Source organism: Cyclobacterium sp. (assembly GCF_014762705.1).
Taxonomy (GTDB): Bacteria; Bacteroidota; Bacteroidia; order Cytophagales; family Cyclobacteriaceae; genus Cyclobacterium.
Genome location: NZ_JABURL010000028.1, coordinates 11,985 through 38,198 on the forward strand (window position 1 = coordinate 11,985; position 26,214 = coordinate 38,198).

Genomic DNA, 26,214 nt, shown 5'->3' on the forward strand with positions numbered 1-26,214 from the left:
ATACTGCTTTTCAAATTCCCTAATTTGGTCATGCATACCTATTGGAAAACTGATTGTTTACAATAAATATCCATAGACACCAAAGTTGACCTATAGCGGGAATGAGCATGCTTGGGAAGATTAGATAAAATCAGACAATAAACTTTTATAAAATGATATTGCGAAAAAAAATCCTTTACCTCTCTCTGACCATGCTGGCCAGCTTTGGATTTATCCCTGCATCCAAAACCTGTACCCGCCTGGTGTACAAGGGTCCCAATAATACCGTTCTCACGGGAAGGACCATGGATTTTTCTCTGGAAATTCCGGCCAATCAGTGGATTTTTCCCCGTGGTATGAAGCGGAATGGGGAAGTGGGTAGAAATTCCATCGAATGGGTATCCAGGTATGGTAGCCTGGCGGTTAGTTCCTGGGACATTTCCACCACCGATGGCATGAACGAAAAGGGTCTTGTGGCCAATATGCTCTGGCTGGTGGAGTCTTCCTACCCTTCTTTCAACAAGGAGGGAAACACCAGGGGACTGGCCATATCGCTCTGGGCCCAGTATGTACTAGACAATTTCGCCACCGTTGCAGAGGCCGTAGCGGAAATGAGGGATGCCGATTTTGCCATTGTATCGGATTTTATTCCGGGCACGGATAAATTTACCACAGTACACCTGTCTATTTCCGATGCCAGTGGCGACAGTGCCATATTGGAATACATTGCGGGAAAACTGGTCATCCACCATGATGCTTCCTATCAGGTAATGACCAATGATCCTCCCTACGAGCAACAAATGGCCATCGGCAAGTATTGGGAAAACATTCCAGGCAAGACTTTTTTGCCGGGATCGGTGACTTCCTCCGACCGTTTTGTGCGTGCCTCATTCTTTCTCAATGCAATCCCTCAGACTGATAATACCCGTGTAGCGGTCGCCAGTGTTTTTAGTGTAATCCGGAACGTTTCTGTACCTTATGGTTTTGAAATAGAGGGTTACCCCAATCTGTCCACCACCCGCTGGCGGATGGTAGCCGATCAGAAAAATCTCGTCTACTATTTCGAAACGGCCTTGACGCCGAATGCCTTTTGGGTGGATTTGAAAAAAATCGATTTCAGCGAAAAGGCTCCGGTACGCAAACTGGATTTATCCAATAACCGCACCTATTCGGGAGAAACTTCAGATAACTTTAAAAAATCAGCACCTTTCCGTTTTATTGGTTTGTAGGTTTTTTATTTATTAATAAAGCCCCCTATGTGAACTATGCAACTATGTGGTTAAGGAATTACCAGGTAGGTTTTTGGTATGGAATTCCAATTGTAATAATATTTTAAAATCTTACCACATAGCACATATAGGGCACATAGTTTTTCTGTTGTAACCGAGTATCGTTTAAAAGGGTGTATTTAAAAGCGAAGCCTGCTAAGTGAACTATTCAACTATGTGGTAAAAAAATATCACCATCTACCATAATGATTCTATAAAAGCTTTTTGTAATTTTCGTTTACGAATGTTTTTTGTCCTTCATGGAAAACATTGGTCACATTAAAATTTATCAAAATTCCTTTTGGTGCGCTGAGTAACTTCATGTATCCCAGAATTTGAGCGTAGAATATAGGCGTAAATTCCTTAGCAGCTTTTATTTCTACCACTAAACAATCCTCTACATAAAAATCGAAGGTAAGGTCCAAATCAATTAATTCCCCTTTATAGTCAAATGGCATTTTGACCTGCTCAATAAAATTTATTCCCCTCAAGTTTAACTCTCTTGAAAGGCATTTTTGGTAAACTTTTTCCAAAAGCCCGGGTCCTAAAATCTTATGAACTTCTATTGCAGCACCAATTACCTCAAAAGTTAATTTATCTAAATACTTTTTCGACCGTTCCATGAATAAAAATTTCAAGGCTTTTTAAAACATTTATGTATTTAGTAAATCTTAATTTATACAAATTATTTTCCTTTTCAAACTTAAAAGTAAAAACTGTCATGGAGGCACTTAGAAGGGATTTGCTATCATTATTAAATTTCCAAACGGTAACAACCCAACCACATATTACACATAGGATACATAGTTATTTGTTACAAAACCATGATATGGAGTAGGTTTCTTATTTAAAATAAAGCCCCCTATGTGAACCATGCAACTATGTGGTTCAATAGGCATCACCGTCAACAATATTAAGGGAAGGCCAGCTACATGGAATAGGATATATCTTCTTTAAAATCAAAGCCAGATAATAATTTAGTTTAAATCCATCTTTTTTATTTTCCTAACAATTTCACACTTTCATACCCAACAAAACTGATGGTAAGGGGTACTGATTGTGCGATTTTAAATGAAAACTGCCCATTTATATCCGTTACTGTTCCCAAATAGGGGTCCTCTGTTACTATTGTTGCCCCAGGAAGGGGATACCCTAATGGGTCTCGGACGGTACCCTTCCAGAGGCCATCTGAGTAGCTCGCATCAACAATAAGTTGGCCGTTTCTCTGCTCTACTCCCTCTACGGTAATTTCACCTGATGGAAGCTTGTCCGGATTCGATTGGTTAAGGCCAAATAAAATGGGCAAAACCATTTGGACACGTACGGGTCTGCCTCGCTGTTTACCCGGGTGGAAAGCAGGCCCATTTTTTATTACCCTTTCGGCCTCCTCATCACAGCCGAAACCAATTCCTTTTATGGCCTTTATGTTTGATAGAGAACCGTCTTTTTCAACGATAAATTGTACTTCTACCGCCCCTTCAATCCCTTTCCGGCGAGCCTCCAGCGGGTATTCCAGTTCTGTTGCGATATAGTTGTAATAGGCTGCCATTCCTCCCTGAGCCATGGGTTGGGACGCTGTTTCACCAGACTGCTCCCATCCGGATTGACCTGTTTTTGCTTTTGTCGAAAGTGATTGCCGGGCATTAATTTGCAGGGAAAACCCGGCAATAATCAATAGGGATAATAAACTGAAACTGAAGATTCTCAACTGCATCGTCTTTTTGGTTAATGGTTTGTTCATCATGATTAGTCGGTTTTTAAGAGAGGAAGATGCCATGGAAATAGTCCAGGCAACCTGCTGGGTTCGAACAGTTAGTTCAAATAATAATTTTTTGTAGGCTATGGCTTGTGTCGTATGTTGCACTTTTTGGTCTGCCAGGTACTCATGGTTCAGTACCATGGCTTTTTTTACCAGATAAACTATGGGATTAAACCAGCAAATAACCGTCAAAAACTCCATTAGGATCAGGTCAAGATGGTGTTTTTCCCTAATATGAACCAATTCATGCTCAATGATCATCGCTGTTTTTTCATTGGTTTCGCTATAGTCCGAAGGATGCATGAAAATGTACTTGCCAAAGCTGAAAGGAGTATGTACATCCGCAGAAAGGACTAAAAATGCTCCCTTTATGCGGCGAAAGGACCTTTCCTGTGTCCATGTGATAAGGTTGGACAAAGCCTTCAATTTTTTGACCAGCAGAAACAGAAATACCAGCAGGTAAACTGTTATTAATAGATGTAATAGAGAAAAATTCTGCGGAGATGGTTCCGGATTGGTACGGTATATTTCCGGATTTTGAACAAGTTTTATATAGGTTGACTGAACCGGAACTTCCTGCGGCAGGAATACCGGGAGACTGAGGAAAGGAATAAGCATGGCACAGGGAATAATAAAAATTAGTACCCACCGGTTTAAAAGAAATGATTTCTCCTTCCCCAGAAAAAGATGGAAGAGCAAGTAGAGGATAGCAGAAGAGGCGATAAACTTTAACAGGATCCACATCATTTTTTTCTGCGTTTGATTTCAGTTTCGACCAGTTCTTTAATTTCTTCCAACTCCCTGGTGCTCAGGTCTGCTTTTTTGGTAAAGAAGGAAGCAAACTGAAGCGGACTGTCGGAGAAAAAGTCTTTGATAATCGTATTCACCTGTCCGGAAAAATAATCCGGTTTTTCTACAAGGGCATGGTATTGCCTGGAATTTCCATAAAGCTTGAATCCAACGAAACCTTTTTTCTGCATGCGCATGAGTAAAGTGGCTACGGTACTGGGGGCAGGTTTGGGTTCCGGATGAATTTCCAGGATTTCTTTCATAAACAAAGGCTGGTTGGACCAGATTAAGTTCATTAGTTTTTCTTCAGATTTGGATAACTTCATTCTACATTTAGATATTTGTTTCTACAAACATAGAAATAATTTTTAAACAAAAAAAATATTTCCTGTTTTTTAATGGTTAAAATTTTTTATGATATAATTTGTTAGTTTAAATATTTACTCTACATTTGTAGAGATTGATATTAAAACATAGAGATATTCCCTTGTCTAAAACCGAAGAAAAACTCATGGAAATTATTTGGAAACAGCAAAGGGTTTTCATGAAAGACATTATTGATAAGTATCCTCACCCAAAACCTGCGACAACCACTATCGCAACCTTATTAAAAAGGATTCAGGAAAAAGGTTTTGTGGCCTACAATACTCTTGGCAACTCCAGGGAATATTACCCCTTGGTCAATAAAGAAAATTATTTTTCCAGCCATGTTAATGGATTGATTAAAAACTACTTTGACAATTCACCTATGCAGTTTGCCTCATTTTTTACCACTGCAACAAATCTCACCACTTCAGAATTGGAGGACTTGACAATGATTGTAGACAAAGAAATTAAACAGAAGCAAAAATGATACTTTACCTCATTAAGATAATGCTATGTTCTGCCTTATTGATATTGGTTTACAAAGGATTGTTGGAAAAAGAAAAAATGCATCGATTCAATAGGGCCTACATATTGGGTAGCTTGACATTTTCCATACTTGTGCCCTTTTTTACTTTTAACCACGGCACACAACATCTTCCTTTTGCAGGAAGTATGGTCAAGGAGACAGCATTTATTCTTGATAATGGGGTTCCTGAACAAACTATTGACGCAACAACAAATATTAATTATCCGCCAATTATTTTTTTGATAATTTATTTATCCATTGCAGTACTGTTATTTTTAAGGTTTGCTGTGAACCTGAAAATCCTATTGCAAAGGGCCTGGAGAAATCCCAAAATTAAGTATAAAAATTCCGAAATTGTCCTCATTGACCAATATGAGACTCCGCATAGTTTTTTAAATTATATATTCGTTAATGCAGACGATTACCTCAAAGGAAATATACAAAAGGAAATACTGTTGCATGAATTTACTCATGTCAAACAAAAACATTCATGGGACATTATATTTTTTGAAATCATTCAGGTTTTATTCTGGTTCAATCCCGTGCTTTTCATTTACAGAAAAGCCTTATTGCTAAACCACGAATTTTTGGCCGATGAAGCGGTAATCGGTGTAAACAATGATGTCAGCGCATACCAACGACTGCTGCTTGAAATAGTATGTCAGCAAAGGAGTTCATTTATCACCAGTCAGTTCAAATATTCCATCACTAAACAAAGATTGCTCATGATGACCAAAACAAAATCATTCAGAAATGCCCTGTGCAGGCAAATAGCGGTTGTTCCAATTTTGGGAATTTCATTAATTTTATTTAGCACAAAAATCAATGCTCAAGAAACAAAAAAGGTTGAAGAATCAAATAAAATGGAGGTTCAATCTACAAAAGATGGCATAACCGACGAGCAACTCTCCGAGTTTGATGACATAGTAAGCAGCATAATGAATGATAAAGGCCGGCCTGCTTTCTACAAATTGACTGAGGAGAATAGAAATAAATTGGAGAGCTTATACCTTTTAATGAGTAAAGAGCAGCAAGAAAAGCAACTGGTAGTATTTAGGCTAGCACCAGAACCCCTACCAAAATCCACTCCAACCCAGGACCAAATTAAATCCTGGAAAGATCCCAATATGTATGGTGTATGGATAGATGGGAAAAGGATAAGCAATACCAAATTGAATGATTATTCTCCGGCTGATTTTGACCAGTTGTTTGTAAGTAAGCTAGAAAAGAATGCGGTTAATTATGGAAAACATTATTATCAGGTGAACCTAATGACAAATGAATACTACGAAAGCTATTACAAAAAGATGAAAGAAAGCTGTAATAAATATTTTATGGGTTACCGCATGCCACAAAATCAATAATTTCAGTTATCCCTGGCCCTGAATTTTTGGGGGTCCGGTTTATTAAAACCATTAAAAAAGCGAATGGACTAGCAAGCATAAACCGATTTATTGAATTTGGCGGTTAACCAATAACTCTTATTTAGTAACACAATACCCTTGGAGAGGCATGTCTATTTTGAATTCTGGCAAATTTCTCCTTTTATTTTAGTGAAAAAGGCTCTGGATAATGGTATTGATATTAGAAAGCTGATCCTAAAATTGTAATCATATGATAATTTATAAATTCATGCCAACACTTCCTCAAAAGGAGATAGCCCATTTTAAAAAAATCGGAATAAAAGATACAGCGGTTTTAGCTAAAATTATTGAAATAGAAGGGCAATGGTGTAGACAATCCCCTATTGTCGATCCCTTAAGTATTAGGCATTTGATTTAAATTTCATGCCTGCCTCAATAGGAATGCGGCTTTAGCCCATTCCAATAAATAGGATTCCAAAACCCGGGCTTTAGCCAAAAATAGTGAATTGTAGGGCTTTGTTTTGGCTAAATTCAACATAGGATGCGAGATCAGATAATTATCCCCATCATTCAATTTGCCGCATGAAACACATACCCTTCAAATAAAACACCTCAAAGTTTGTTTTTACGCAGCAATTTAAGAGATTAATTGCTGAAGCAATTATCCTTAAATAAACAGACCTGCCATGCCAATCAAATTCTATGCGCCCCTTTGGGGTAATTTCCTTCCCTTTGCTGCCTTTTGCGAAAATGTCAAAGAGGCGGGGTATGATGGAATAGAAATGGAACTGCCTCAGGAGAAGCCTGAAAAAGACAAAGTGCTCAATATCCTGAAAGATCACCAACTTGAGCTTATAGGCCAATATTACCAGTCCTTTGAAGCTGATCCTCTGGAAAATCTCCAAAGTTATGAGCGGTATCTCAGGCATTTGATCGCTGCTGATCCTGTGCTGATCAACTGCCAGACGGGAAAGGATTTTTTTGATTTTGAAGCCAATGCCCGTCATTTTGGGCTTGCCGCAGAATTATCGGCCCAATCCGGCATTCCCATCACCCATGAAACACACAGGGGCAAATGCCTGTACGCTGCTCCGATAGCACAAATGTATTTTCAAAAGCTGCCTGAGCTCAGGATATGCCTGGACATTTCTCATTGGTGCAATGTGCACGAATCGCTTTTGGAGGACCAAAGGGAGGCCGTTGAGTTGGCCATTTCCCGTACAGACCATATTCACAGCAGGGTAGGGCATCCGGAAGGTCCCCAGGTCAGTGACCCAAGGGCTCCGGAATGGTCCTTAGCTTTGCAGGCCCATCTGGAATGGTGGGACCGGGTGGTCCAACGGCACCGAAAGGAGGGAGGTACCCTGAGAATAACCACTGAATTCGGCCCCTCTCCCTATATGCCTGCCCTAGCCTATACACAGATGCCTGTTGCCAACCAATGGGACATCAATGTGTACATGATGAACCTGCTCAAACAGCGTTACCTGGATTGATTGGATTTAGAAATCTACCTTGTAGTAAAATATGGGTAAAAAGCCCAATTGGTAATTTTGAATGATGGACTTTTCCGGGTCAGGATTTTCCAATTCATCCGGTGCCCAGGTGAGGTTCAGGATATTTTTGGTGTTTAGGATATTGATCAGATCCAGGGCGATTTCGTGGCTCAGTTTTTTCCTGTTGATTCGGTAATTGACCCTTAAATCCATTCGGAAGTAGGGGTCAAACCGCAGGGAGTTTCTGCTTTCATCCTGATAGATGATTTCCTGTTGCTCCTGCGTTCTTTCTACATCCACCGGTCCGTATCTTCTTCCACCAGCGGTAGTGATATTGGTACCAATGCCGATCAGGCCATTTCTGGTTTGAAATTCCCTAGTGCCCAGGAAATTGAAGGCATAATTTCCATTAAACTCCGTATCCCTCCAGATCCCGTCGCTGCCTTGGTAACGGGCCTCAAAAAGGGAGCCGGTGACCAAAAAAAGATACCCTTTGCTGTAATATTTTTCCAGGGTAAGCTCCAGTCCGTAGTTTTCCCCGGTTCCCTCATTGACCAGGCCAACTTCCGGAAAAATCCGGTTGAAACTGGCACCAGAATTCAAAAGGGAAAAAGAGGAGGCCCGATTTTCAACGGGTACCCGGGTCAAATGCTGGTAATAGGTTTCCCACTTCATCCGGATCTGATTGCCCAGCATCCGCTCATAGCCCAGCACCAGGTGCTTGGAACGCGTAAAATCCATTTCCCTGTTAAATGCCTGGAAGCCCATGTCAGGCCTTGATTGGTCCGTAAATTTGTAAAAATAGGTATAGGCAGGCTGGATTTGGCTATGCAAACCCATTCCCATATTCAGGTTTTGCATTTCATCCAGTTTCCAGTTTATTCCCAGACGAGGCTCAAATGGAGACCAGCTGTCTGTAAGCGAAAAATACTGCTGGTGCAATCCCATCACCAAAGAAAGGGCTTCATTGGGCTTATGCTTCCATTGCAGGTAGGGTTGGGCCAATACGGCCATTGTGCCATCCTCATTCCATCGGTTTAGCCAGGCGGTGCTTTGGTATTCTAAGGGAGCGTTGGGATCATTTTGGGGTAAAATACTCACCTGCCGGGCTGAGTCCATCAGGTTGAAGCCGAATATATCATTTTGAAACCCATAATTCAGGGTGTTTTTATTGTCAATTTTTTTAAAAAAACTCAATACCTGGGAGTACTTGTTGGTAGTAAAGTTATAGCCAAGTATGGCCGGCAAATCCTGGACACGGATAAAACCATCGGGCTGTACCCGACCCACAATGTAGTAATGTTCTGCCTGGACCCGCTCCTGGGAACCTGCCAGGGTAGCTTTCATATAGGTCTGGTTTTTCAGGACTTTTTCATAGGATATGCCCATTACAGCCATTCTGGAACCAAAATACTGGTCCCTGTCCTTTTCCCCATACAAGTTTCGGTCTTCGGTACTTTCTTCTGAAACCTTGATATCGATGTTGCTTTTTCCTCCTACAGCAAAAACAGAGAGGTTCCCTTTATTTTTCAGGGGGAAATTAAATTTAAAGGCCAAATCCTGGTATCTGGGAACGGCTGTGGTGCCTACATCTATTCCCAAAGCTGAAAAAAGTTGCAAGCTGGAATAGCGGTATCCCACCAGAAAGGCGGAACGGGAAGTTTTACGAAGAGGGCCTTCAAGGAAAAGCTCAGCTCCCATAAAGCCCAATTGAAAGCTCCTTTCATGCTTTTCATTATTTCCCTTTCGGAACTTCAGGTCAAAAACCCCGGAGACGGTATTGCCAAACTCGGCAGGAAATGCCCCGGTGTAAAAATCGGAATTGGCCAATATCTTGTTGTTGATGATATTTACCGGACCCCCGGAAGTTCCGGAGGCACCGAAATGATTGGGGTTGGGGATATTGATCCCTTCCAGTTGCCATAATACCGATCCGGGAGCATTTCCCCTGATCACAATATCATTTCTGGAATCATCTGCCCCCTGCACCCCCGCAAAATTAGAAGCCATTCGGGCAGGGTCGCCACGGCTACCTGCATACCTGTCGGTTTCTTCCACGGTAAATGCACGCGCACTGACGATGGCCATTTCATTTTGGGCTTCACCGGTGCGGGTGGCCCGAACTTCCACATCAGCAAGGGAAATTGCCATTTCTTCCATGGCTACCTCAAGGATCAATTCCTTTGAGGAGGTCAGGATTAGGTTACTTAACATCACCTCCTTGTATCCCATAAAGCTGAATTTCAGGTTATGCCTTCCCAAGGGAATTTGCTCAAGCCTGAACTCTCCCTGCAGGTCTGTAGTGGTGCCTACCAAATCTTCTGCCTCATCATTTACCAGTAGGACGGTAACCCCTGTCAGTGGGTATTTGCCATCCGCATCAATGACTTTACCACGTATGGTTTGGGTAATGTTTTCCTGGGCTTGCAGTGAGGTAGCCACTAAAAATATAAGACAACTCAGGTATTGTTTCATCTTGTCCTGTTGATTTGCATGAATCGGATAGATCAGTAGCCCATGGGATTTCATCTATTCCTGTTCAATTTTGCAGTTTTTGTTGGTATCAATTTATACACAAATATTGGCTAATGTTCGGCTATATTTAATAATTCCCAAAAGAATTTTAGTTAAAATTAATAATGGAATGAATCAGTATGATCTCTTTCCAGGTTTACCCTTTTGATTTGATCTTATTTAGTTTTGTACTTACATCTTTTGCCCGTATTTTGTGCCTTCAATAAATTCAATGACAATAACAATGACAAATTCCTTCCGATTGAACGAGGCGCTGCAAAAGATCTTCGGGCATTTTAAAATTAAAGCCACAGTTAAAACCCTGATCTTATTTGCTTTCCTTTCATCTTGTGGAAAAGAGGAAATCAAAATTACTGAAGTGGACTTTGAAAAGGAGGAATTTGCCGGATTTGTGGAGCCTGGGTTTCCTTTTATTGCCACCTCAATGGATGCCAGAGAGTTGGGTCAAGGTTTTCCGGAAAACAATATTTCTGCCAGGGTGCTGGCCTTGCAATTGGGAAATGAGGCGTATGCCTGCTTTGATACGGATATGTTGCGCTGGACAGTCGCCTGGACGGGGGATTTTATGCCCATGGTGACCATGGCCCAGGTATCCTACGATGATTTTCACAATAAGGGCAATCAACTTCCTACCATAGGAGGTGAACCGAAAATTGCAACCGGCACCTATCCGGGCTGGTCTGCGGGAAACCCTGTGCATTCTGATCCCAGAAGGCCTTCGCCCCATCCCCAAAGTCCTCCCTGGGGACCAATATCTCCGGAGCTGGGCAGGTGGAATGGGATCTACACCCTGGAGGATAAGGTAGTATTGTCCTACCAGGTAGCTGGTATTGAAATCAAGGAATATCCGGGCAGCCTTGTCCGGGATGAGAATAGCTTTTTTACCAGATCATTTGCTGTAGCCCCATCCGCAGAAAAATTATACCTGTCCGTTGCCGAGGTAACCAATGGCACCCGAACTGAAGTAAAAGATGACATGGTTTTGGTTTATCAGGGAGAATCCGAAGAGAATGTCACCGCTTTGGCATTGTCTGCGGGCTCCGGCGGAGTAAAACTACTAGTGGAAGATGACCGGTACCTGCTGGTAGAGGTGAACTCCAGACAAGAGGAACTGCAATTCGGATTATTGATCTGGAAGGGTCAGACTGCTGAACTCAGTTCATTTGAAAATGCCCTCCGGGAATTTGAAGTAGCATTACCTGATGAGCGTGAAGGAGGCAAGCCCTATTGGACTGAAGAAATTCTTACACAGGGGAAAATATCTCCCGATACGGCTGCTTTTGTCACAGACCAACTCACTTTACCTGTTCCCAATCCCTGGAAAAGAAATGTCCGGTTGGTGGATTTGAGTTTTATGGGAGGTGAAAAGGCAGCCATGGTCACATTTGAAGGAGATGTCTGGATGGTAGATGGCATAGATGATGGGTTGGAAAGGCTTTCCTGGACCCGGTATGCTTCAGGGCTGTATGAGCCCCAGAGCATAGAAGTGGTAGGTGGGGACATTTATGTTTACGGAAAAGAGGGCATTACCCGTCTTCATGACCTGAATGATGATGGTGTTGCTGACTTTTATGAAAACTTTTCCAATCTGATGGCGCAATCCATAGAAACCAGGGAATGGGCCAGTGACATGGTGGCTGCCCCTGAGGGTGGATTTTATGTGGCTAAATTTGGGGCGCTGGACATGGGACCGGAAACTTCCTCACCCAAGTCCCTGATGGGGTTCAGATCTGCCTCCCACCACGATGGGTCGGTCTTAAAGGTTTCGGCTGACGGCCGCAGCATCAGTACCTTTGCCAGTGGTTTCAGGGGACCCTATCTGGGCATTCATCCGGAAAAGGGCTGGCTGACCGGCTCTGATCAACAGGGGCATTACATGCCATCCACACCAGTGATGTTGATCAGGAAGGACGATTATTTCGGTGTGCCGGCGACTGCCCACCGTGATCCTATTCCGGATGTTACCCCACCCATTACCTGGATTCCTCATAACCAGGACCGTTCGGGAGTAAGTCAGGTTTGGGTAACCAGCGATCAAATGGGTCCTCTCAATGATCAAATGATCCACCTTTCCTATGGCAGGCCAGGTCTGTTTTTGATAAAAATTGATAGTGCCAGCCAGGTGGTTCAGGGCGGGGCTTCCGTCATTCCAGGTACCTATCCTGCACCAACCATGAATGGAGCAGTCAATCCGGAAGATGGTATGGTCTACATCACAGGATTTTCCTTGTGGGGCCATAATTCAGAAACATTAAGTGCTTTTTTACGGCTCAGGTATACCGGAAAGGAAAGTTTGCTGCCCACAGATTATAAAATTAGGGATGGGGGAGTGGTTTTGAGGTTTGAACAGGAACTAGATGAAGCAGTTGCAACTGATTTGGCCAATTATCAGGTGAAAAGATGGAATTACCTACGGACAGAAAAGTATGGTTCCGGACATTACAAGCTGGACGGTGCTGTAGGTGAAGAAAACCTTCCGGTTTTGGAAGCTTTTTTATCGGATGATAAAAAGGCAGTTTTTCTTTCGGTTCCCAACATATCCAAAGTGATGCAAATGGAAGTTGCCTATGATTTGACCACCGCAACAGGTACCTCCTGGTCGGATAAGGTTTGGATGACAGTCAATGAGGTGCTGATGCCCAACTTATTGGCAGAAGGCTTTGTTAATATAAACCAGGAAGACCTCAATAAGGAATTCGATCCGGCTATGCTAGCCGAAAATAATGAAGCAGCTCCGGATGCGGTCAAAGGCAAAGAACTTTTTATGAATTATGGCTGCATTGCCTGCCATGCCATAGACGATAATAATGAAGGGAAAATAGGTCCGGGAGTAAAAGGCCTTTATGGAACAGAGCGGGAATTCAAAGATGGTAGTACTGCCAAAGCCGATGAGGCCTACCTGAAAGAATCGATCGTTGATCCGGGAGCAAAAGTGGTGAAGGGCAGGGAAGGGGAAATGCCTTCTTTTCTTGGAGTTCTTTCTGATAATGATATCGATTCCATTATATTGTATTTTAAAACATTAAAAAATTAAAGTATCTTACCGAAAAATCCGGTAAGATGAACTATATCAATTGTACACTATTTGTCCTGGTATTGTTTTCCGCATGCCAGCAGCGGGATCAAAGTACAGCAAATGAAGAAACATCGCAAAAGTCCGAACTGATTCAAGTAAATCTGAGAAAACAGGTGCGAATCAACAACGAAAACATGGCTTGGGAATCCAGGGAATTTCAGGAATCCTGGGATCCTTCAAAAACGGCTTTTATCATCACAGACATGTGGGATGAGCATTGGTGTGAAAGTGCTACGCGAAGGGTGGCTGAGCTGGCCCCTAAAATGAATGAAACGATCAAAGCAGCCAGGGAAAAGGGGGTGACCATTATCCATGCTCCCAGCGGAACCATGGATTTTTACACTGATTCGCCTCAAAGGAAAGCGGCCAGGGCAGTTGCCCACCATGCGGCTCCCGAGGCTTTTCCCATTAACGATTGGTGCTACCTGGATCCTGAACAGGAAGCAGCTTTACCCATTGATGACAGTGATGGGGGTTGTGATCAGCCCTGTTCGAATGGTGAACCCTGTATTGAACGGGAGGCCTGGTCCCGGCAAACGCCTGAGATTGAAATTGAAGCAATGGATTTTATTTCCGATCAGGGACAGGAAATCTTCAATATCATTCAATCCAGAGGCATAGACAATATCGTCGTCATGGGGGTGCATTTAAACATGTGCGTGTTGGGCAGACCTTTTGCTATCCGCCAAATGGCCAATCTGGACAAAAATGTCGTTTTGATGAGGGATATGACCGATACCATGTACAATCCGGAAATGCCCCCATATGTAGACCATTTTAAAGGGACCAATTTGGTGGTGGAGCATGTGGAAAAGTTTTGGGCTCCCACGATGCTCAGTACGGATTTTGCGGAAAAGCCGATGTTTAAATTTGCAGGAGATAAGCGTTAGCAATTATCCCCAATTGGATGTGGAGATGTGTTCGCAATTGAATTAGCTGACCAGGTTTGAAGACCTGGTTATTTTTTCATTAAAAAGTTGTTGTATTTTTTTTTAAATGTTGACAAACAGATAACCTCTATTTTACCATTGTTTAGGATTCATTGTTGAGTTTTGCAGCTAAAACCAACTGAATCAAACATGCGAAAAAATTTACGTTTACTTGGCGTATTGTTCCTGCTGTATAGCGGGATGGCTAATGCGCAACAAAAAATCGAAGGAATTGTATACGACGATGTTGAACAACCTTTGATTGGAGCAGCTATTACGGTTAAAGGATCTACTTCAGGCACCATTACGGATATTGATGGTAAATTCAGTCTCTTTCTTTCGGGTGGAGAAAACCAGATATTGGTTTCCTATGTAGGTTTCATTCCCAGAGAAATTTCTATCGAGAACCAAAATTACCTGGAAATCCGCATGCAGGCAGACGATCTTTTCCTGGATGAGTTTATTGTCACCGGGTATACCTCCCAGAAAAAGAAGGATGTTACCGGTGCCGTTTCCACCATTGATATAGAGGAAATAGCCAATATCCCTGCTGCTGGTATTGATGGGATGATTCAGGGCCGGGCACCTGGAGTAAATGTGGTGTCTGACAATGCCCCTGGAGGAGGAGTAGCCATCAGGGTAAGGGGATTTAGCACGATCAGAAACAACGATCCACTGTATGTGATCGATGGGGTACCGACTACTTCCGGAATCAACATGATCAACCCCAATGATATTGCTACTTTTCAAGTGCTAAAGGACGCTGCTGCGGCTTCTATTTATGGATCCAGAGCTGCCAATGGTGTGGTCATCATTACCACCAAAAGAGGCCGTACCGAAGAAACCAAAATGAATTTCAACAGCTATGCAGGAATTCAAACCGCCTTTAATCTTCCCCGCATGCTCAATGCAGCGGAGTATGGAGATCTATTATGGGAGGCAACGATCAACGATGGGGGGCAACCTTCAAGTGATGTTTATGGATCCGGATCCGAACCGGTCATTCCTACCTGGATAGATCAGGAAGAAACTGTTCCATCTGCAGATGTGGATTGGGTGAGGGAAATATTCAGGCCCGCATTGATACAATCTTACAATCTTGATTTTTCCAAAATCACAACAGATGCCAATCATTTTCTTTCTTTCAATTATTTTGATCAGGAAGGTTTGATCAAGTATACTGGCTTCAAGCGTTTTGCAGCAAGGTTTAATTCAGAATTCAAAGTTTTTGACCGACTGACCATTGGGGAGAATGTCACGGCTGCCTATACCTGGAACACGGATGTGACCACCAATGCCGCTTTGGGAAGTGTGGTTTATGATGCCTACCGGTTCCCTTCCATTTCTCCGGTTTATGACATCAATGGAGATTTTGCAGGTTCAGCTACCAGTGATAACCAAAATCCACTCGGAAGATTGTATAGAAACAAAGACAACGTCCGTAAAAACCTGAAAATCTTCGGCAATGTGTATGCCAATCTGGAATTGGCTGAAGGATTGAATCTGAAAACCAATTTGGGAATTAACTTCGAAAATAACAATTACAGGAGGTTTAATCCCAGTTATGAAGAAATTTACACCCAGCGGGTGTTAAGTGATCTCAATACCTCTAATCAGTACCAATATGAATGGGTATGGTCCAATACTTTAAATTACAACCGTAGTTTTGACCAGCATCAGGTGGGCTTACTGGCAGGAATAGAAGCCATTTCATTTTACCGGGAAGGCTTTTCAGCCAGCCGCTTTGGCTTTCCCTACGACGATCCAAATTTCAGGTATCTGGATGCCGGTGATGGCGCGGATCAGCGAAACTCCGGGTCAGCTTCAGACTGGTCTTTATTTTCCTATTTGGCAAAGGTGGATTATGCTTATGCTGACAAGTACCTGGCTTCCCTCACCATGCGAAGGGATGGCAGCTCCAAACTGGCCAATAACCGATGGGGTACATTCCCCGCATTTTCGGCAGGGTGGAGGATCTCAGGCGAGGAGTTTTTTGATTTGTCTATGGTTGATGATCTGAAATTAAGGTTGGGCTGGGGTGAAACCGGTAATCAGGATATTCCTCCTTACTCTACCTTCTCCAGTTACAGGAGCTATCCCAATTACTCCAATTACCCCATTTCCGGCTCTCAGAACAGTGTAGCCTTGGGTTTGACTGAAACCAGAAATGGAAATCCTAACCTTAAATGGGAATCCACTACCCAAACAAATTTGGGGGTAGACGCCACCTTATTCAACCACCGCCTGGGTCTGAACCTGGATTATTTTGTCAAAAAAACCAGTGACATGCTCATCGAAAGGCCCCTCACGCCCCTGCTGGGAGGATCCAATATTTCAAGTTGGGATAATGCCGGAGAAATGAAAAATCAAGGTGTAGAATTAAACCTTCAATATTTTGGTAAACCGGAAGGTGATTTCAATTATTCCGTTGGTCTGAATCTTACAGCACTTAAGAATGAGTTGACGGCCCTGCCAGATGAGGTGGATTATATTGCACTTCCCAGCTCCTTGTTACATACGGTCAACTTTGGCCAGGAGGTCACCAGGTCTGCGGTAGGGCAGCCCATCGCTTCTTTTTACGGGTTTGAATCCCTGGGGATTTTTTCAACACAGGAGGAGATTGCAGCCCATGCTACCCAGGCAGAGGCTCAGCCTGGAGACCTGAAATTCAGAGACATCAATAATGATGGTATCATTGATAATCAGGACCGTACATTTATAGGAAGCCCGCATCCGGATCTTACCCTCGGCCTGAATTTTTCCGGCAACTACAAACAGTTTGATGCAGCATTCTTTTTCTATGGAAGTTTTGGTAATGAAACCTATGATTTGACCCGTTATTACCTGGATTTCTTCAATCTGAGTGCCTACAACAAGCATGAGCGGGTACTGGATGCCTGGCGACCTGACAATACAGGATCTTCCATACCCAGGTTATCCCTCAATGACAGAAACAACAACATCCGCCCCAGTTCCTATTTTATCTCGGATGGTTCTTTCCTGCGTTTGCGCAATATCCAGGTCGGCTATTCTTTGCCGGAGGTAGTGTTGGATAAGCTGAGCCTGACAAAGTTCAGGATATACCTGCAAGCCCAAAACCTATTTACCATTTCCGGGTACGAAGGATTGGACCCCGAAATCGGATTGCAGAACTATAATTCTGAATTGAGAAACCTGGATATAGGGGTTGATAGGGGGATTTATCCACCCAACCGGAATTTTACTTTAGGTGTGAATCTAACCCTGTAATTTATCTGTATACCATTTGAAAAATTCGGAATGTTAATTCCGGAGAACATAATTACTACTTGAAAATAAAGCAATTGTCAAATGAAAAATACCATATATATTTTAGGATTATTGTCCTGCCTATTGTTGGCATCCTGCTCTGAAGCTTTCCTTGATGAGGAACCGGTCGGGGAAATTTCTCCGGATCAAATCCTCCGGCCTGAAAACCTGGAAGGGGCCATTCTCTCAGCCTATAGTATCCTAAATGGACAAATGGACGATGCATCCAGTGCATTTAATTCTCCGGCCTCCAACTGGAATTTTGGAGATGTGGTTTCAGATGACGCCTATAAAGGCGGAGGAGGCACGGGGGACCAAAATCAAATTCATCAGATGGAGCTATTTCTGACCAATCCCACCATTCGGGATGTAGAAAGAAAGTGGCTGGCACTATATGAAGGTGTCAAACGGGCCAATCTGGCTATTCGGCTGATCCAGCAAAGCAGTGAAATGGCTCCTGAACTGGACCAAACCCGACTGGCAGAGATGCGGTTTTTGAGAGGCCACTTTTATTTTGAACTGAAGAAAATCTATAACAGAATACCTTATGTGGATGAAACAGCAGAAACTGCAGAAGACTATTATGTTTCCAATACCAGCTTGAGTAATGATGAACTTTGGGATAAAATAATAGCTGATTTCGATCAGGCTTATGATGTTCTGCCAGATACGCAAACCGATGCGGGAAGACCAACCAAAATGGCTGCAAAAGCTTACCTGGCCAAGGTATACCTCTTTCGTGAAGACTGGGCAGCAGCTGAAGCGGCGGCTGATGAGGTTATCAACAGTGGTAACTATGAATTGATGCCGAATTTCAGGGATGTTTTTTTACCCGAAAACGACAATGGCCCGGAAATTATATTCGCTGTACAGCATGCTATCAATGATGGATCACCCAACAATTATAACGGATCTATTGGAGACAGGCTGATGGCTCCGGGAGGACCTTTTTATCCGCAATATGGTTTTTTAAGACCTACTCAAAATTTGGTCAATGCTTTTAAAACCAATGCAGCCGGTATGCCGGTTACGGATAACCTGGATCCTGAAGAAGATCAAAGGTTTGATCCCCGAATTGACCACACATTGGCCAGACCGGGTATTCCCTACCTTGACCTGCAGATCAATTACGATCCTTCCTGGGCCAGAGATTTGTCTACTTATGGGCCATATGGTCCCAAAAAGCGAATGGTTTCGGCCAATTCTCCGCACCATCTGCAGATTTGGCCTTATGTCAATAGCCTCAATTATTACATCATCCGATATGCTGACCTGCTTCTTTGGAAGGCCGAAGCAGCAATTCAAAATGGAAAATTGGAAGAGGGAAGGGAATACATTAACAGGGTCAGGGAAAGGGCTCAGTTGGGGAGTAAGGTAATGAATCTTGAAGGGACTTCAGAAGCGGACAACTATCAGATTCAGCTTTATTCTCAGCCCTTTGCCAACGAAGAGCAAGCTTTGGAGGCATTAAGGACTGAAAGAAGGCTGGAAATGGCCCATGAAGGGCATCGGTTTTTTGATCTGGTACGATGGGGTTTGGCGGATAAAGTGCTTAACGCATATTTTGAGGTTGAAAAGACAAGGAGACCTCATTTATCCGGGGCAAACTTTGTTGCAGGTAAAAATGAGTATTTCCCTATCCCTCAAAATCAGATTGATCTGGGAAGAGATTTAATCAGCCAAAACCCCAATTACCAATAGTTTAACTTGCTTACCCTGATTTAGCAGCATCATTTAGCTTCTGGTAAATAATGCACAGTCACAAATGCCTTGACAATTTGTCAGCCATCCAATGACAGCAGGTTTTTAAGTCCCTTTAGGTGCTGTCAAACTGACTTTGGAAGCACCGGCCGCTTTTAATTGATTTAGAGTTGGCATGGGCTTTGAAGATCGGTAATTAGTGGTTAATAGTTGTTGTTTGATCGACAATTTGTAGCCCATTGAATGTAGTTATTTGATGTTTTACTTAAAACTTACACGCCATGGAAAATGTGATCAGTAAAAGCGGAAGAAAACAGCGTCCGCAATTCTTTGAGGACATGTTGTCCAGAGAGTTACTAAGTTTAAACAGGTCAGGCTGGAATACCGCATACGTGCCTATGGTCAACATTATCGAGACCAATGAGGAATTCAGGATTCAGGTTGGATTGCCAGGAATGGAAAGAGAAGATATTAAAGTGGAGCTGGACAACCAGGTGATCACTGTAAGCGGTAATATGGACCAGCACCAATCTAGGGATGCTGAGGGCAATCAGTACGTTTTGAAGGAATTTAACTACCACTCCTTCAGTCGCTCCTTTCAATTACCGGATACCGTCAATTCGGAAGGGATTGATGCCAGTTTTAATCAGGGCATGCTAACTCTATTTTTGCCAAAACGCGAAGAAGCAAAAAGAAAACCAATAAAAATCATTGATATTTCCTGATCAGGATTTCTGGAGAATAGTTTTTTAAAACCAAAATGAATACACATGAAAACATCTTATTTGGATTATTACAAAATGATTTTGGAAAAAGTTAGCTTTGATTACAGTTTATTAAAAAAAGAGTTGACTAAAGCCAATCAAATACTAACGAAAGAAGAGAAATCCAAATTGAGAAAATGGATGTTGCAAAATGGATTGTTCACCGAGGTATCCGGAGATAACCAAAGGTTTAACATGTCATGATGGCTTTGGAAACCCATCAGGTGGTTTGAATTTCAAACTTATTTCAAAAGGCCCGATTTATTGGGCCTTTTGCATTTATAACTTAAATTTGATTGCGATTGCATGACTTTTTTAAACCCTGAAGTATACCATGGAAAAACCTAAAATACCTGAAAATGTATAAAAAATACCCCGAATCGGGTATTTTTAAGACCTCGCCAGTACCTACCTTTGTTTCAGGTGATAAATAAACTTTTCAAAATGGATTTTTCCATTGCAAATGGTGGGTATTATTTCAGTGATTTTTTTACCCACTGTTTTATCCTTTCCTGACCGGTATAAACGTTAAAACCATCATTTTTCAAAAAGCCGATTAAAGTCATCTTTTTATCTCTTGCCAGGTCAACTGCCAGGCTGGTTGGTGCACCAAAAGCCATCAAAAGAGGGATACCTGCTGTGACTGATTTCTGAACCATCTCAAAACTCACCCTTCCGGAAAGTAAAACCATCTTTCGATGGTGAACGGGGATATTTTCCCTTAATGCGCCTCCGATTAATTTGTCCAGGGCATTGTGCCTGCCCACATCTTCTCTGATCAATTCCATTTTTCCCGTAGCATCATACAATACCGCAGCATGCAAGCCACCTGTGTATTTAAAGCCTGTTTGGTGCTCGTAAAGCTTACCAGACAGGGACATCAGGGTCTCCGGATCTACCTGCCATTCCGGATCCTCTGATAGGCTTGCTGCCTTACATTTGACAGCTTCAATGGCTGTTTTTCCGCATACTCCACAACTGGAATGGGTATAAAAATTTCTATCCAGCCCCAATAAATCCATATCCGGGTTGGGTGCAAGCCGGACCAGCAATACATTTCCTTTTTCTTCCTCCTTTACCTGCCGGCAGTAACGCATCAGCAAAATGTCCGTTTCCTTACGGATAATTCCTTCTGAATACAGAAAGCCAGAAGCCAAATCAAAATCAGCACCAGGACTTCGCATGGTGACCAAAAGGTCCTTTTTGTGCCATCTTCCCGACTTTTCAAACTCCAATCTGATTTGCAGGGGCTCTTCCCTGGCCATCAAATCCTGAATGGATTTTGTGCTCTCCTTTTCATATTTAACGACCGAACCATGTACTACCAAACTGTTGCTACCCATCATGCCTACAATTTTTCCAAAAAAACCTCTATATATTTGGATGCAGGACAGTGACTTTCATCAGATTTATTGTTCAGGGCCACCAAAACATTGCCTTCAGGAAAATATACCGCCAGGCAACCCCTGCTAATATCATAGGGGACTACCTGAAAACCTTCCAGAACCCTTTTTTCTCCTTCAAAAACACTGGTGATTTTCACCAGATCACCGGATTGGCATCCCGTATTTTTCATGTCCTCCCGGTGCATCATGACCACCTCTCTGCTGTTTTGAATGCCCCTGTACCGGTCGTCGTACCCGTAAACGGTGGTGTTGAACTGGTCATGGCTTCTTACCGTCATCAGAACAAAGGGCATTTTTGAGGCCGGTCTACTGGCCAGGTAGTTGACCGTGAATTGGGCTTTGTTATCAGTGGTATTAAATATACCCTCCCGGGCTCCATTGGGTAGATAAAATCCTCCGGGAACCCTGATTTTTTCATTGTAGGCATCAAATCCGGGAATTACCGCTTCGATTTTTTCACGAATAAGGTCATAATCGGCTGCCATGCCTTCCCAATCGGTGGCGTTGTCCGGACCCAATACCTTTCTGGCAAGGGTACAAATAATTCCAACTTCGCTCTTTAGTTCTCTGGAGGCAGGCTCAAGGTCCCCTGAAGACATGCGGATGCGACCAGCGGTATCTTCTGTGCTAACAAATTGAGGTCCTTTGGCTGATAGGTCTGATTCAGTTCTACCCAAGCAGGGAAGGATCAGGGCTGTTTTACCATGAACAAGGTGGCTGCGGTTTAATTTGGTGGAAACATGGACCGTAAGGTCACATTGTTTCATTCCTTCAAATACTTTATGGGTATCCGGAGCTGCTAGGACAAAATTGCCCCCCATACCAAAAAACACTTTTGCCTCACCAGTGGCCATCGCCTGCACAGCGCCAACAGTAGGAACACCGTGTTTCCTGGGGGGGTGAAAGTCAAAAGCCTTTCCCAATTTATCCAGAAATGCATCTGGTATTTTTTCCCAAATTCCCATGGTCCTGTCACCTTGTACATTGCTATGGCCACGCACGGGCAGCGTGCCGGCTCCTTTTCTGCCGATAGACCCTTTTACCAACAACAGGTTGACAATTTCCCGAATGGTGTTTTCCGCATTGCGGTGTTGGGTAATTCCCATGGCCCATGCAATGATGATGTTTTTATTTTCAGCCAACATTTGCACAGCCTCTCTAACCTGATCTTCTGAAATTCCACTTGCTGCAATGAGCTCATTTAAGTTGCAGGCTTCCAGGTGTTGGAAAAGGGCCTCATGGCCACTTGTGTTATCTGCTATAAAAGTGTGGTCAAGTATTTTGCCTTTATTTTTCTTGTCTGCCTCCAGGAGTAATTTTAGCATGGCTTTTAGCAGAGACAGGTCTCCATTGACTTTTACCTGCAGGTGCAGGTCATGCAAAGTGGTGGGTTTGCCCAACCATTCCCAGGGTTTCTGGGGGTTCCTAAACTGTATCAGCCCGGTTTCTGGCAGGGGATTGACCGAAATGATCTTGCCCCCATTTTTCTTGAGTTGCTCCATGGCAGTCAGCATTCTGGGGGCATTGGTGCCCGGATTCTGACCCAATACCAGCAGCAGGTCTGCATGCCGGATATCGTCCAGAATAACAGAAGCTTTGCCTATGCCCAATGTTTCATTCAAAGCCTTTCCGGAAGCCTCATGGCACATGTTGGAGCAATCGGGCAGGTTATTGGTGCCAAATTGCCGGACAAAACACTGATAAAGAAAAGCAGCTTCATTGCTGGTACGCCCGGAGGTATAAAAAATGGCCTGGTCCGGATGATCCAGTTCCTGAAGTTTTTCTGCAACCAGCGCAAAAGCGGCATCCCATGAAATGGGTTGATAATGGGTTTTATTGGGCATCAGCACCATGGGTGACGTGAGCCGGCCCTGCTTTTCCAGCCAGTGATCGGATTGCTCCAATAATTCAGCGATGCTGTGATTTTGGAAAAAGTCGGCATCTATTTTTTTAGAAGTGCTTTCCCAGGCCACAGCCTTGGCCCCATTTTCGCAATATTCGGCAATTTTGGATACCTCTCCAGGGTCAGGGTCCGGCCAGGCACAACTGGGGCAATCAAAGCCTTTGGGTTGGTTAAGTTTGAATAGCGTTTTCACCCCTCTTCCCACATGCGTTTCCTCCCAGATAGCCCGGGCTACGGATTGGATGGATCTGGGCCCGGCCGCAATTTGGCCGGTAGGGCTTAGTTTAACTTTTCTTTTTGGGTTCATACTTTAAGGTCAATTTAGGGTTAGGGAAATCTTTACTGCTACTACTTTTACATTTAAAGAAACGTAAACTTTATAGCATTACCATTTAATACCTTAAAAAATACTATTCTACCTGCAAACCCGATCATTTTCCCATCGGGTTAAAATCGACGTCATAGAGCATTATCTGACGACAGTTTTCAATTCATGAAGTTCCTGTAATAATATCAATTTTTTTCTTACCGTTACGCTTTGTTTTTAATGTTCCGTAATTTTTGGCAGGAATAAGGGAAATTTTTGGGCGGCATAATGAAAAAAAAGAATTTCTTTCTGGAACTGCTGTATCTGATTTCTTTTTCAGCAGCACAGACAGCTAAATACTGCAAATAATAGCCTGGATTTTATTTACAATTAATCTAAATAATGTTTGTATTTAAATATTCTGAATTTAACTTTGTGTCATCTTATAATTAATCTAAATAAAGCTCGATCTCGTAAATCTAATTTAAATGAATTACAAACAAGCTTCACTCATTGCTTTTTCCGGATTGATGGCCTTTTCCTGTATGGAAGAAGATGTGCCGGATAATGTATCCATTAATCCTCCTGCTACTTATGTTTTTGAAAGAGATGGAGCCTCTACAGTCAATTATCAAGGGCAGACAGATCGCCTGAACATGCTTTCTGAAATGAAAAGTTACCTGGTATCCGGAGACCGGGGAGAAGCACTTTCGTTCCAGAAATTGCTGGACATGTATTCCAATACCAATGCCCCTTTTTCCAGTGAAGCACTGAATGAGGCTATAACCAAACAACTTGAAAATAAAACCAATGCAGCCCAGATTGATTTTTACAGGAGTTTGATGTCTGATGCGGCTGAAGTCAGCCAGGATGTTGCCGCTAACAATACCGCTGCTGCCGATGGTATAGCAGGAAGGATAGAAAGAGGTAATACAGGAAATTATGTGAATGTAAACGAAAAAGGTTGGGAATTTACTCAATTTATAGAAAAGGGTTTGATGGGAGCTGTTTTTTACGATCAGATATTTAATTCTTATCTCAGTCAAGCCAAAATCGGTGAGTCAGTAGATAATGAGAATCTTGTGGAAGGAAAAAATTACACCACTATGGAGCACCATTGGGATGAAGCATTCGGTTATTGGGGCGTACCGACGGATTTCCCGAATGGTGATCCGGTTTTAACCCCTGAATACAAAAGGTTTTGGGCTAACTATACAGATGGAAGAGATGGGTTGCTCAATGTAAGTCAACCATTAATGGATGCCTATATCCTTGGAAGAGCAGCGATCGTCGCCAAAGAGCATGCAGTGAAAAGCGAACAGATTGAGATAATAATTGATTTGCATGAATTGGTATCTGCTGCCACGGCAGTACACTATATCAATGATGCCATGGGTTATTTATCATCTGGAGATCAGGGTAACCTGCTGCACGTTGTATCTGAGGCATATACTTTTGTCCAGGCACTTCAATTTAGTCCCCGTAAAAAGATCAGTCAAAGTGATATTACAGCAATTTTGACAAATGATCTTGGAACGGATGGAAATTTCTGGAAAGTAAGCAGTGAAAGCCTTCAAAATGCCAAAGACAAGTTAATAACCGCCTATCCGGAATTAAATGACCATGCTGATGCGCTTTAAACACTTACTCGGGTCATTGATTTTGGTAACAGGCCTTATTGGCCTGTTACCTTCTTGTGTTGAAAATTCGGGGGAGGAAAACCAGGAGGTTACTGCTCGAAAACCTGTGCTTGAGAATCTGGCAAATACGGTGATCATACCCGGGTATGAAAACCTCCTTGCCCAAATGACGCTTCTGGACCAGGCGGTAAATAATTTTACAGGCGAACCGAATCAAGCCCATCTGACGGCGCTGCGGGCGGATTTCGAAAATACCTATTCCCAGTGGCAAAAGGTATCATTTCTTGAATTCGGCCCTGCATTTTCCCAGACGCTAAGGGCGGAGTTCAATACCTTTCCGACCGATAATTTTTCCATTGACAATGCGATTGAATCCGGCGAGTTTTCCCTCACAGGTTTTAGCACTACAAATCGCAGGGGTTTGCCTGCCATGGATTATTTGATTTATGGCCTGGCAGATTCAGATGAGGAGGTCATCGAGAAATACAGTACTGACGTCAATTCCGGGAACCGCAAAGAATACCTGATGGCTGTGAGCCAACTTATTTTGAATAAAATTGATTTGGTCTATAACCAATGGGTTCCTTCAGGCGGAAACTATCAGGAAGAATTTATCCAAAAGGACGGTACCGATGTAGGCTCTTCATTTGGGGAAATGGTCAATGCGCTTTCCCAGTATCTCGAAAGGTTCAGCAGAGATGCCCGGATGGGGATTCCTCTGGGCAAAAGATCTCAGGGGGTGATTATTCCAAGAAATGTGGAGGCCTATTACAGCCAGAAATCAATTCCTCTATTAAAAGCCCATATTTCAGGAATGAAGGATTTTTACCTTGGGAATAGGGAGGGAAACGAAGGAAAAGGTTTTTATGATTTTCTCATTGAAATCAAGACTGGAGAAGACGAAGGCCTGGCCCAGCGGATTTTAGACCAATTTGACCTGATTCTGAGCAGACTCGATCAGGTACCTTCACCGCTTTCTGCTACCATACAGAATAACCCTGCCCCTGCGGAAGCGGCACATCTGGAATTGCAAAAGCAGGTTATTCTAATCAAAACAGAATTTTCCTCCGCCCTGGGCGTGCTGATTACCTATCAGGACAATGACGGTGATTAACTAA

At 42.9% G+C, this 26,214-nt stretch carries 19 protein-coding genes; 13 read left to right on the forward strand and 6 right to left on the reverse strand.

What is annotated here, in order from left to right:
- Positions 1 to 152: 152 nt before the first annotated feature.
- Positions 153 to 1,208: a linear amide C-N hydrolase gene (locus tag HUJ21_RS04935; RefSeq protein ID WP_291367844.1), complete on the forward strand. Its 1,056-nt coding sequence runs from the start codon at positions 153 to 155 to the stop codon at positions 1,206 to 1,208.
- Between the two features lie 251 nt (positions 1,209 to 1,459).
- Here HUJ21_RS04935 and HUJ21_RS04940 read toward each other — a convergent pair whose 3' ends face one another.
- The 3 genes from HUJ21_RS04940 to HUJ21_RS04950 form a co-directional block, all read right to left on the reverse strand.
- Positions 1,460 to 1,870, reverse strand: coding sequence for a GxxExxY protein (locus HUJ21_RS04940; protein ID WP_291367845.1), 411 nt, complete (start codon positions 1,868 to 1,870; stop codon positions 1,460 to 1,462).
- 374 nt (positions 1,871 to 2,244) lie between these two features.
- Entirely contained in the window at positions 2,245 to 3,753 is a 1,509-nt protein-coding gene (locus HUJ21_RS04945; RefSeq protein ID WP_291367846.1) for a M56 family metallopeptidase, read from the reverse strand.
- On the reverse strand, positions 3,750 to 4,121 hold the full coding sequence (locus tag HUJ21_RS04950) for a BlaI/MecI/CopY family transcriptional regulator (protein WP_291367847.1): 372 nt from the start codon (positions 4,119 to 4,121) through the stop codon (positions 3,750 to 3,752). Before HUJ21_RS04950 ends, HUJ21_RS04945 begins: the two co-directional genes overlap by 4 nt.
- A gap of 161 nt (positions 4,122 to 4,282) precedes the next feature.
- Between HUJ21_RS04950 and HUJ21_RS04955 the strand changes: the two genes are divergently transcribed.
- The 4 genes from HUJ21_RS04955 (at position 4,283) to HUJ21_RS04970 (ending at position 7,547) form a co-directional block, all read left to right on the forward strand.
- Positions 4,283 to 4,648 carry a BlaI/MecI/CopY family transcriptional regulator gene (locus HUJ21_RS04955; RefSeq protein WP_366483669.1) on the forward strand — a complete coding sequence of 122 codons (366 nt, stop codon included), beginning with the start codon at positions 4,283 to 4,285 and terminating at the stop codon, positions 4,646 to 4,648.
- Entirely contained in the window at positions 4,645 to 6,051 is a 1,407-nt protein-coding gene (locus tag HUJ21_RS04960) for a M56 family metallopeptidase (RefSeq protein WP_291367848.1), read from the forward strand. Before HUJ21_RS04955 ends, HUJ21_RS04960 begins: the two co-directional genes overlap by 4 nt.
- A gap of 250 nt (positions 6,052 to 6,301) precedes the next feature.
- Positions 6,302 to 6,469: a hypothetical protein gene (locus HUJ21_RS04965; protein WP_291367849.1), complete on the forward strand. Its 168-nt coding sequence runs from the start codon at positions 6,302 to 6,304 to the stop codon at positions 6,467 to 6,469.
- A 268-nt stretch (positions 6,470 to 6,737) separates the two neighbouring features.
- On the forward strand, positions 6,738 to 7,547 hold the full coding sequence (locus HUJ21_RS04970) for a TIM barrel protein (protein WP_291367850.1): 810 nt from the start codon (positions 6,738 to 6,740) through the stop codon (positions 7,545 to 7,547).
- 6 nt (positions 7,548 to 7,553) lie between these two features.
- Here HUJ21_RS04970 and HUJ21_RS04975 read toward each other — a convergent pair whose 3' ends face one another.
- On the reverse strand, positions 7,554 to 10,022 hold the full coding sequence (locus HUJ21_RS04975) for a carboxypeptidase-like regulatory domain-containing protein (protein ID WP_291367851.1): 2,469 nt from the start codon (positions 10,020 to 10,022) through the stop codon (positions 7,554 to 7,556).
- 283 nt (positions 10,023 to 10,305) lie between these two features.
- Between HUJ21_RS04975 and HUJ21_RS04980 the strand changes: the two genes are divergently transcribed.
- The 6 genes from HUJ21_RS04980 to HUJ21_RS05005 all read left to right on the forward strand — a co-directional run bounded on the left by HUJ21_RS04980 (position 10,306) and on the right by HUJ21_RS05005 (position 20,044).
- Positions 10,306 to 13,116, forward strand: coding sequence for a DUF6797 domain-containing protein (locus HUJ21_RS04980; RefSeq protein WP_291367852.1), 2,811 nt, complete (start codon positions 10,306 to 10,308; stop codon positions 13,114 to 13,116).
- Between the two features lie 26 nt (positions 13,117 to 13,142).
- Positions 13,143 to 14,048 carry an isochorismatase family protein gene (locus tag HUJ21_RS04985; RefSeq protein WP_291367853.1) on the forward strand — a complete coding sequence of 302 codons (906 nt, stop codon included), beginning with the start codon at positions 13,143 to 13,145 and terminating at the stop codon, positions 14,046 to 14,048.
- A gap of 189 nt (positions 14,049 to 14,237) precedes the next feature.
- Positions 14,238 to 17,336: a TonB-dependent receptor gene (locus HUJ21_RS04990; protein ID WP_291367854.1), complete on the forward strand. Its 3,099-nt coding sequence runs from the start codon at positions 14,238 to 14,240 to the stop codon at positions 17,334 to 17,336.
- Positions 17,337 to 17,417: 81 nt separating this feature from the next.
- On the forward strand, positions 17,418 to 19,076 hold the full coding sequence (locus tag HUJ21_RS04995) for a RagB/SusD family nutrient uptake outer membrane protein (protein WP_291367855.1): 1,659 nt from the start codon (positions 17,418 to 17,420) through the stop codon (positions 19,074 to 19,076).
- A 281-nt stretch (positions 19,077 to 19,357) separates the two neighbouring features.
- The gene (locus HUJ21_RS05000) at positions 19,358 to 19,801 is read left to right on the forward strand and encodes an Hsp20/alpha crystallin family protein (protein ID WP_291367856.1); all 444 of its coding nucleotides are present in this window, start codon (positions 19,358 to 19,360) and stop codon (positions 19,799 to 19,801) included.
- A gap of 45 nt (positions 19,802 to 19,846) precedes the next feature.
- Entirely contained in the window at positions 19,847 to 20,044 is a 198-nt protein-coding gene (locus HUJ21_RS05005; protein WP_291367857.1) for a hypothetical protein, read from the forward strand.
- 269 nt (positions 20,045 to 20,313) lie between these two features.
- Here the strand turns inward: HUJ21_RS05005 and fdhD are convergent, their stop codons facing one another.
- Together fdhD and HUJ21_RS05015 are read right to left on the reverse strand one after the other, a co-directional pair.
- Entirely contained in the window at positions 20,314 to 21,186 is an 873-nt protein-coding gene (fdhD, locus tag HUJ21_RS05010) for a formate dehydrogenase accessory sulfurtransferase FdhD (protein ID WP_291367858.1), read from the reverse strand.
- A gap of 2 nt (positions 21,187 to 21,188) precedes the next feature.
- Entirely contained in the window at positions 21,189 to 23,456 is a 2,268-nt protein-coding gene (locus HUJ21_RS05015) for an FdhF/YdeP family oxidoreductase (RefSeq protein ID WP_291367859.1), read from the reverse strand.
- Positions 23,457 to 23,944: 488 nt separating this feature from the next.
- On the opposite strand from HUJ21_RS05015, the gene HUJ21_RS05020 reads away from it, so the two are divergent.
- Together HUJ21_RS05020 and HUJ21_RS05025 are read left to right on the forward strand one after the other, a co-directional pair.
- On the forward strand, positions 23,945 to 25,096 hold the full coding sequence (locus HUJ21_RS05020; RefSeq protein ID WP_291367860.1) for a DUF4856 domain-containing protein: 1,152 nt from the start codon (positions 23,945 to 23,947) through the stop codon (positions 25,094 to 25,096).
- On the forward strand, positions 25,086 to 26,210 hold the full coding sequence (locus tag HUJ21_RS05025; RefSeq protein ID WP_291367861.1) for an imelysin family protein: 1,125 nt from the start codon (positions 25,086 to 25,088) through the stop codon (positions 26,208 to 26,210). The genes HUJ21_RS05020 and HUJ21_RS05025 overlap by 11 nt, the downstream gene beginning before the upstream one ends.
- Positions 26,211 to 26,214: the final 4 nt, after the last annotated feature.

Coding starts and splice junctions, on each gene's coding strand:
- HUJ21_RS04975 (WP_291367851.1), bottom strand. CDS start 10,022: ATGAAACAATACCTGAGTTGTCTTATATTTTTAGTGGCTACCTCACTG.
- HUJ21_RS05020 (WP_291367860.1), top strand. CDS start 23,945: ATGAATTACAAACAAGCTTCACTCATTGCTTTTTCCGGATTGATGGCC.
- HUJ21_RS04935 (WP_291367844.1), top strand. CDS start 153: ATGATATTGCGAAAAAAAATCCTTTACCTCTCTCTGACCATGCTGGCC.
- HUJ21_RS05000 (WP_291367856.1), top strand. CDS start 19,358: ATGGAAAATGTGATCAGTAAAAGCGGAAGAAAACAGCGTCCGCAATTC.
- HUJ21_RS04990 (WP_291367854.1), top strand. CDS start 14,238: ATGCGAAAAAATTTACGTTTACTTGGCGTATTGTTCCTGCTGTATAGC.
- HUJ21_RS04940 (WP_291367845.1), bottom strand. CDS start 1,870: ATGGAACGGTCGAAAAAGTATTTAGATAAATTAACTTTTGAGGTAATT.
- HUJ21_RS04945 (WP_291367846.1), bottom strand. CDS start 3,753: ATGATGTGGATCCTGTTAAAGTTTATCGCCTCTTCTGCTATCCTCTAC.
- fdhD (WP_291367858.1), bottom strand. CDS start 21,186: ATGATGGGTAGCAACAGTTTGGTAGTACATGGTTCGGTCGTTAAATAT.
- HUJ21_RS04950 (WP_291367847.1), bottom strand. CDS start 4,121: ATGAAGTTATCCAAATCTGAAGAAAAACTAATGAACTTAATCTGGTCC.
- HUJ21_RS05005 (WP_291367857.1), top strand. CDS start 19,847: ATGAAAACATCTTATTTGGATTATTACAAAATGATTTTGGAAAAAGTT.
- HUJ21_RS04970 (WP_291367850.1), top strand. CDS start 6,738: ATGCCAATCAAATTCTATGCGCCCCTTTGGGGTAATTTCCTTCCCTTT.
- HUJ21_RS04985 (WP_291367853.1), top strand. CDS start 13,143: ATGAACTATATCAATTGTACACTATTTGTCCTGGTATTGTTTTCCGCA.
- HUJ21_RS04995 (WP_291367855.1), top strand. CDS start 17,418: ATGAAAAATACCATATATATTTTAGGATTATTGTCCTGCCTATTGTTG.
- HUJ21_RS05015 (WP_291367859.1), bottom strand. CDS start 23,456: ATGAACCCAAAAAGAAAAGTTAAACTAAGCCCTACCGGCCAAATTGCG.
- HUJ21_RS04965 (WP_291367849.1), top strand. CDS start 6,302: ATGATAATTTATAAATTCATGCCAACACTTCCTCAAAAGGAGATAGCC.
- HUJ21_RS04980 (WP_291367852.1), top strand. CDS start 10,306: ATGACAAATTCCTTCCGATTGAACGAGGCGCTGCAAAAGATCTTCGGG.
- HUJ21_RS05025 (WP_291367861.1), top strand. CDS start 25,086: ATGCGCTTTAAACACTTACTCGGGTCATTGATTTTGGTAACAGGCCTT.
- HUJ21_RS04960 (WP_291367848.1), top strand. CDS start 4,645: ATGATACTTTACCTCATTAAGATAATGCTATGTTCTGCCTTATTGATA.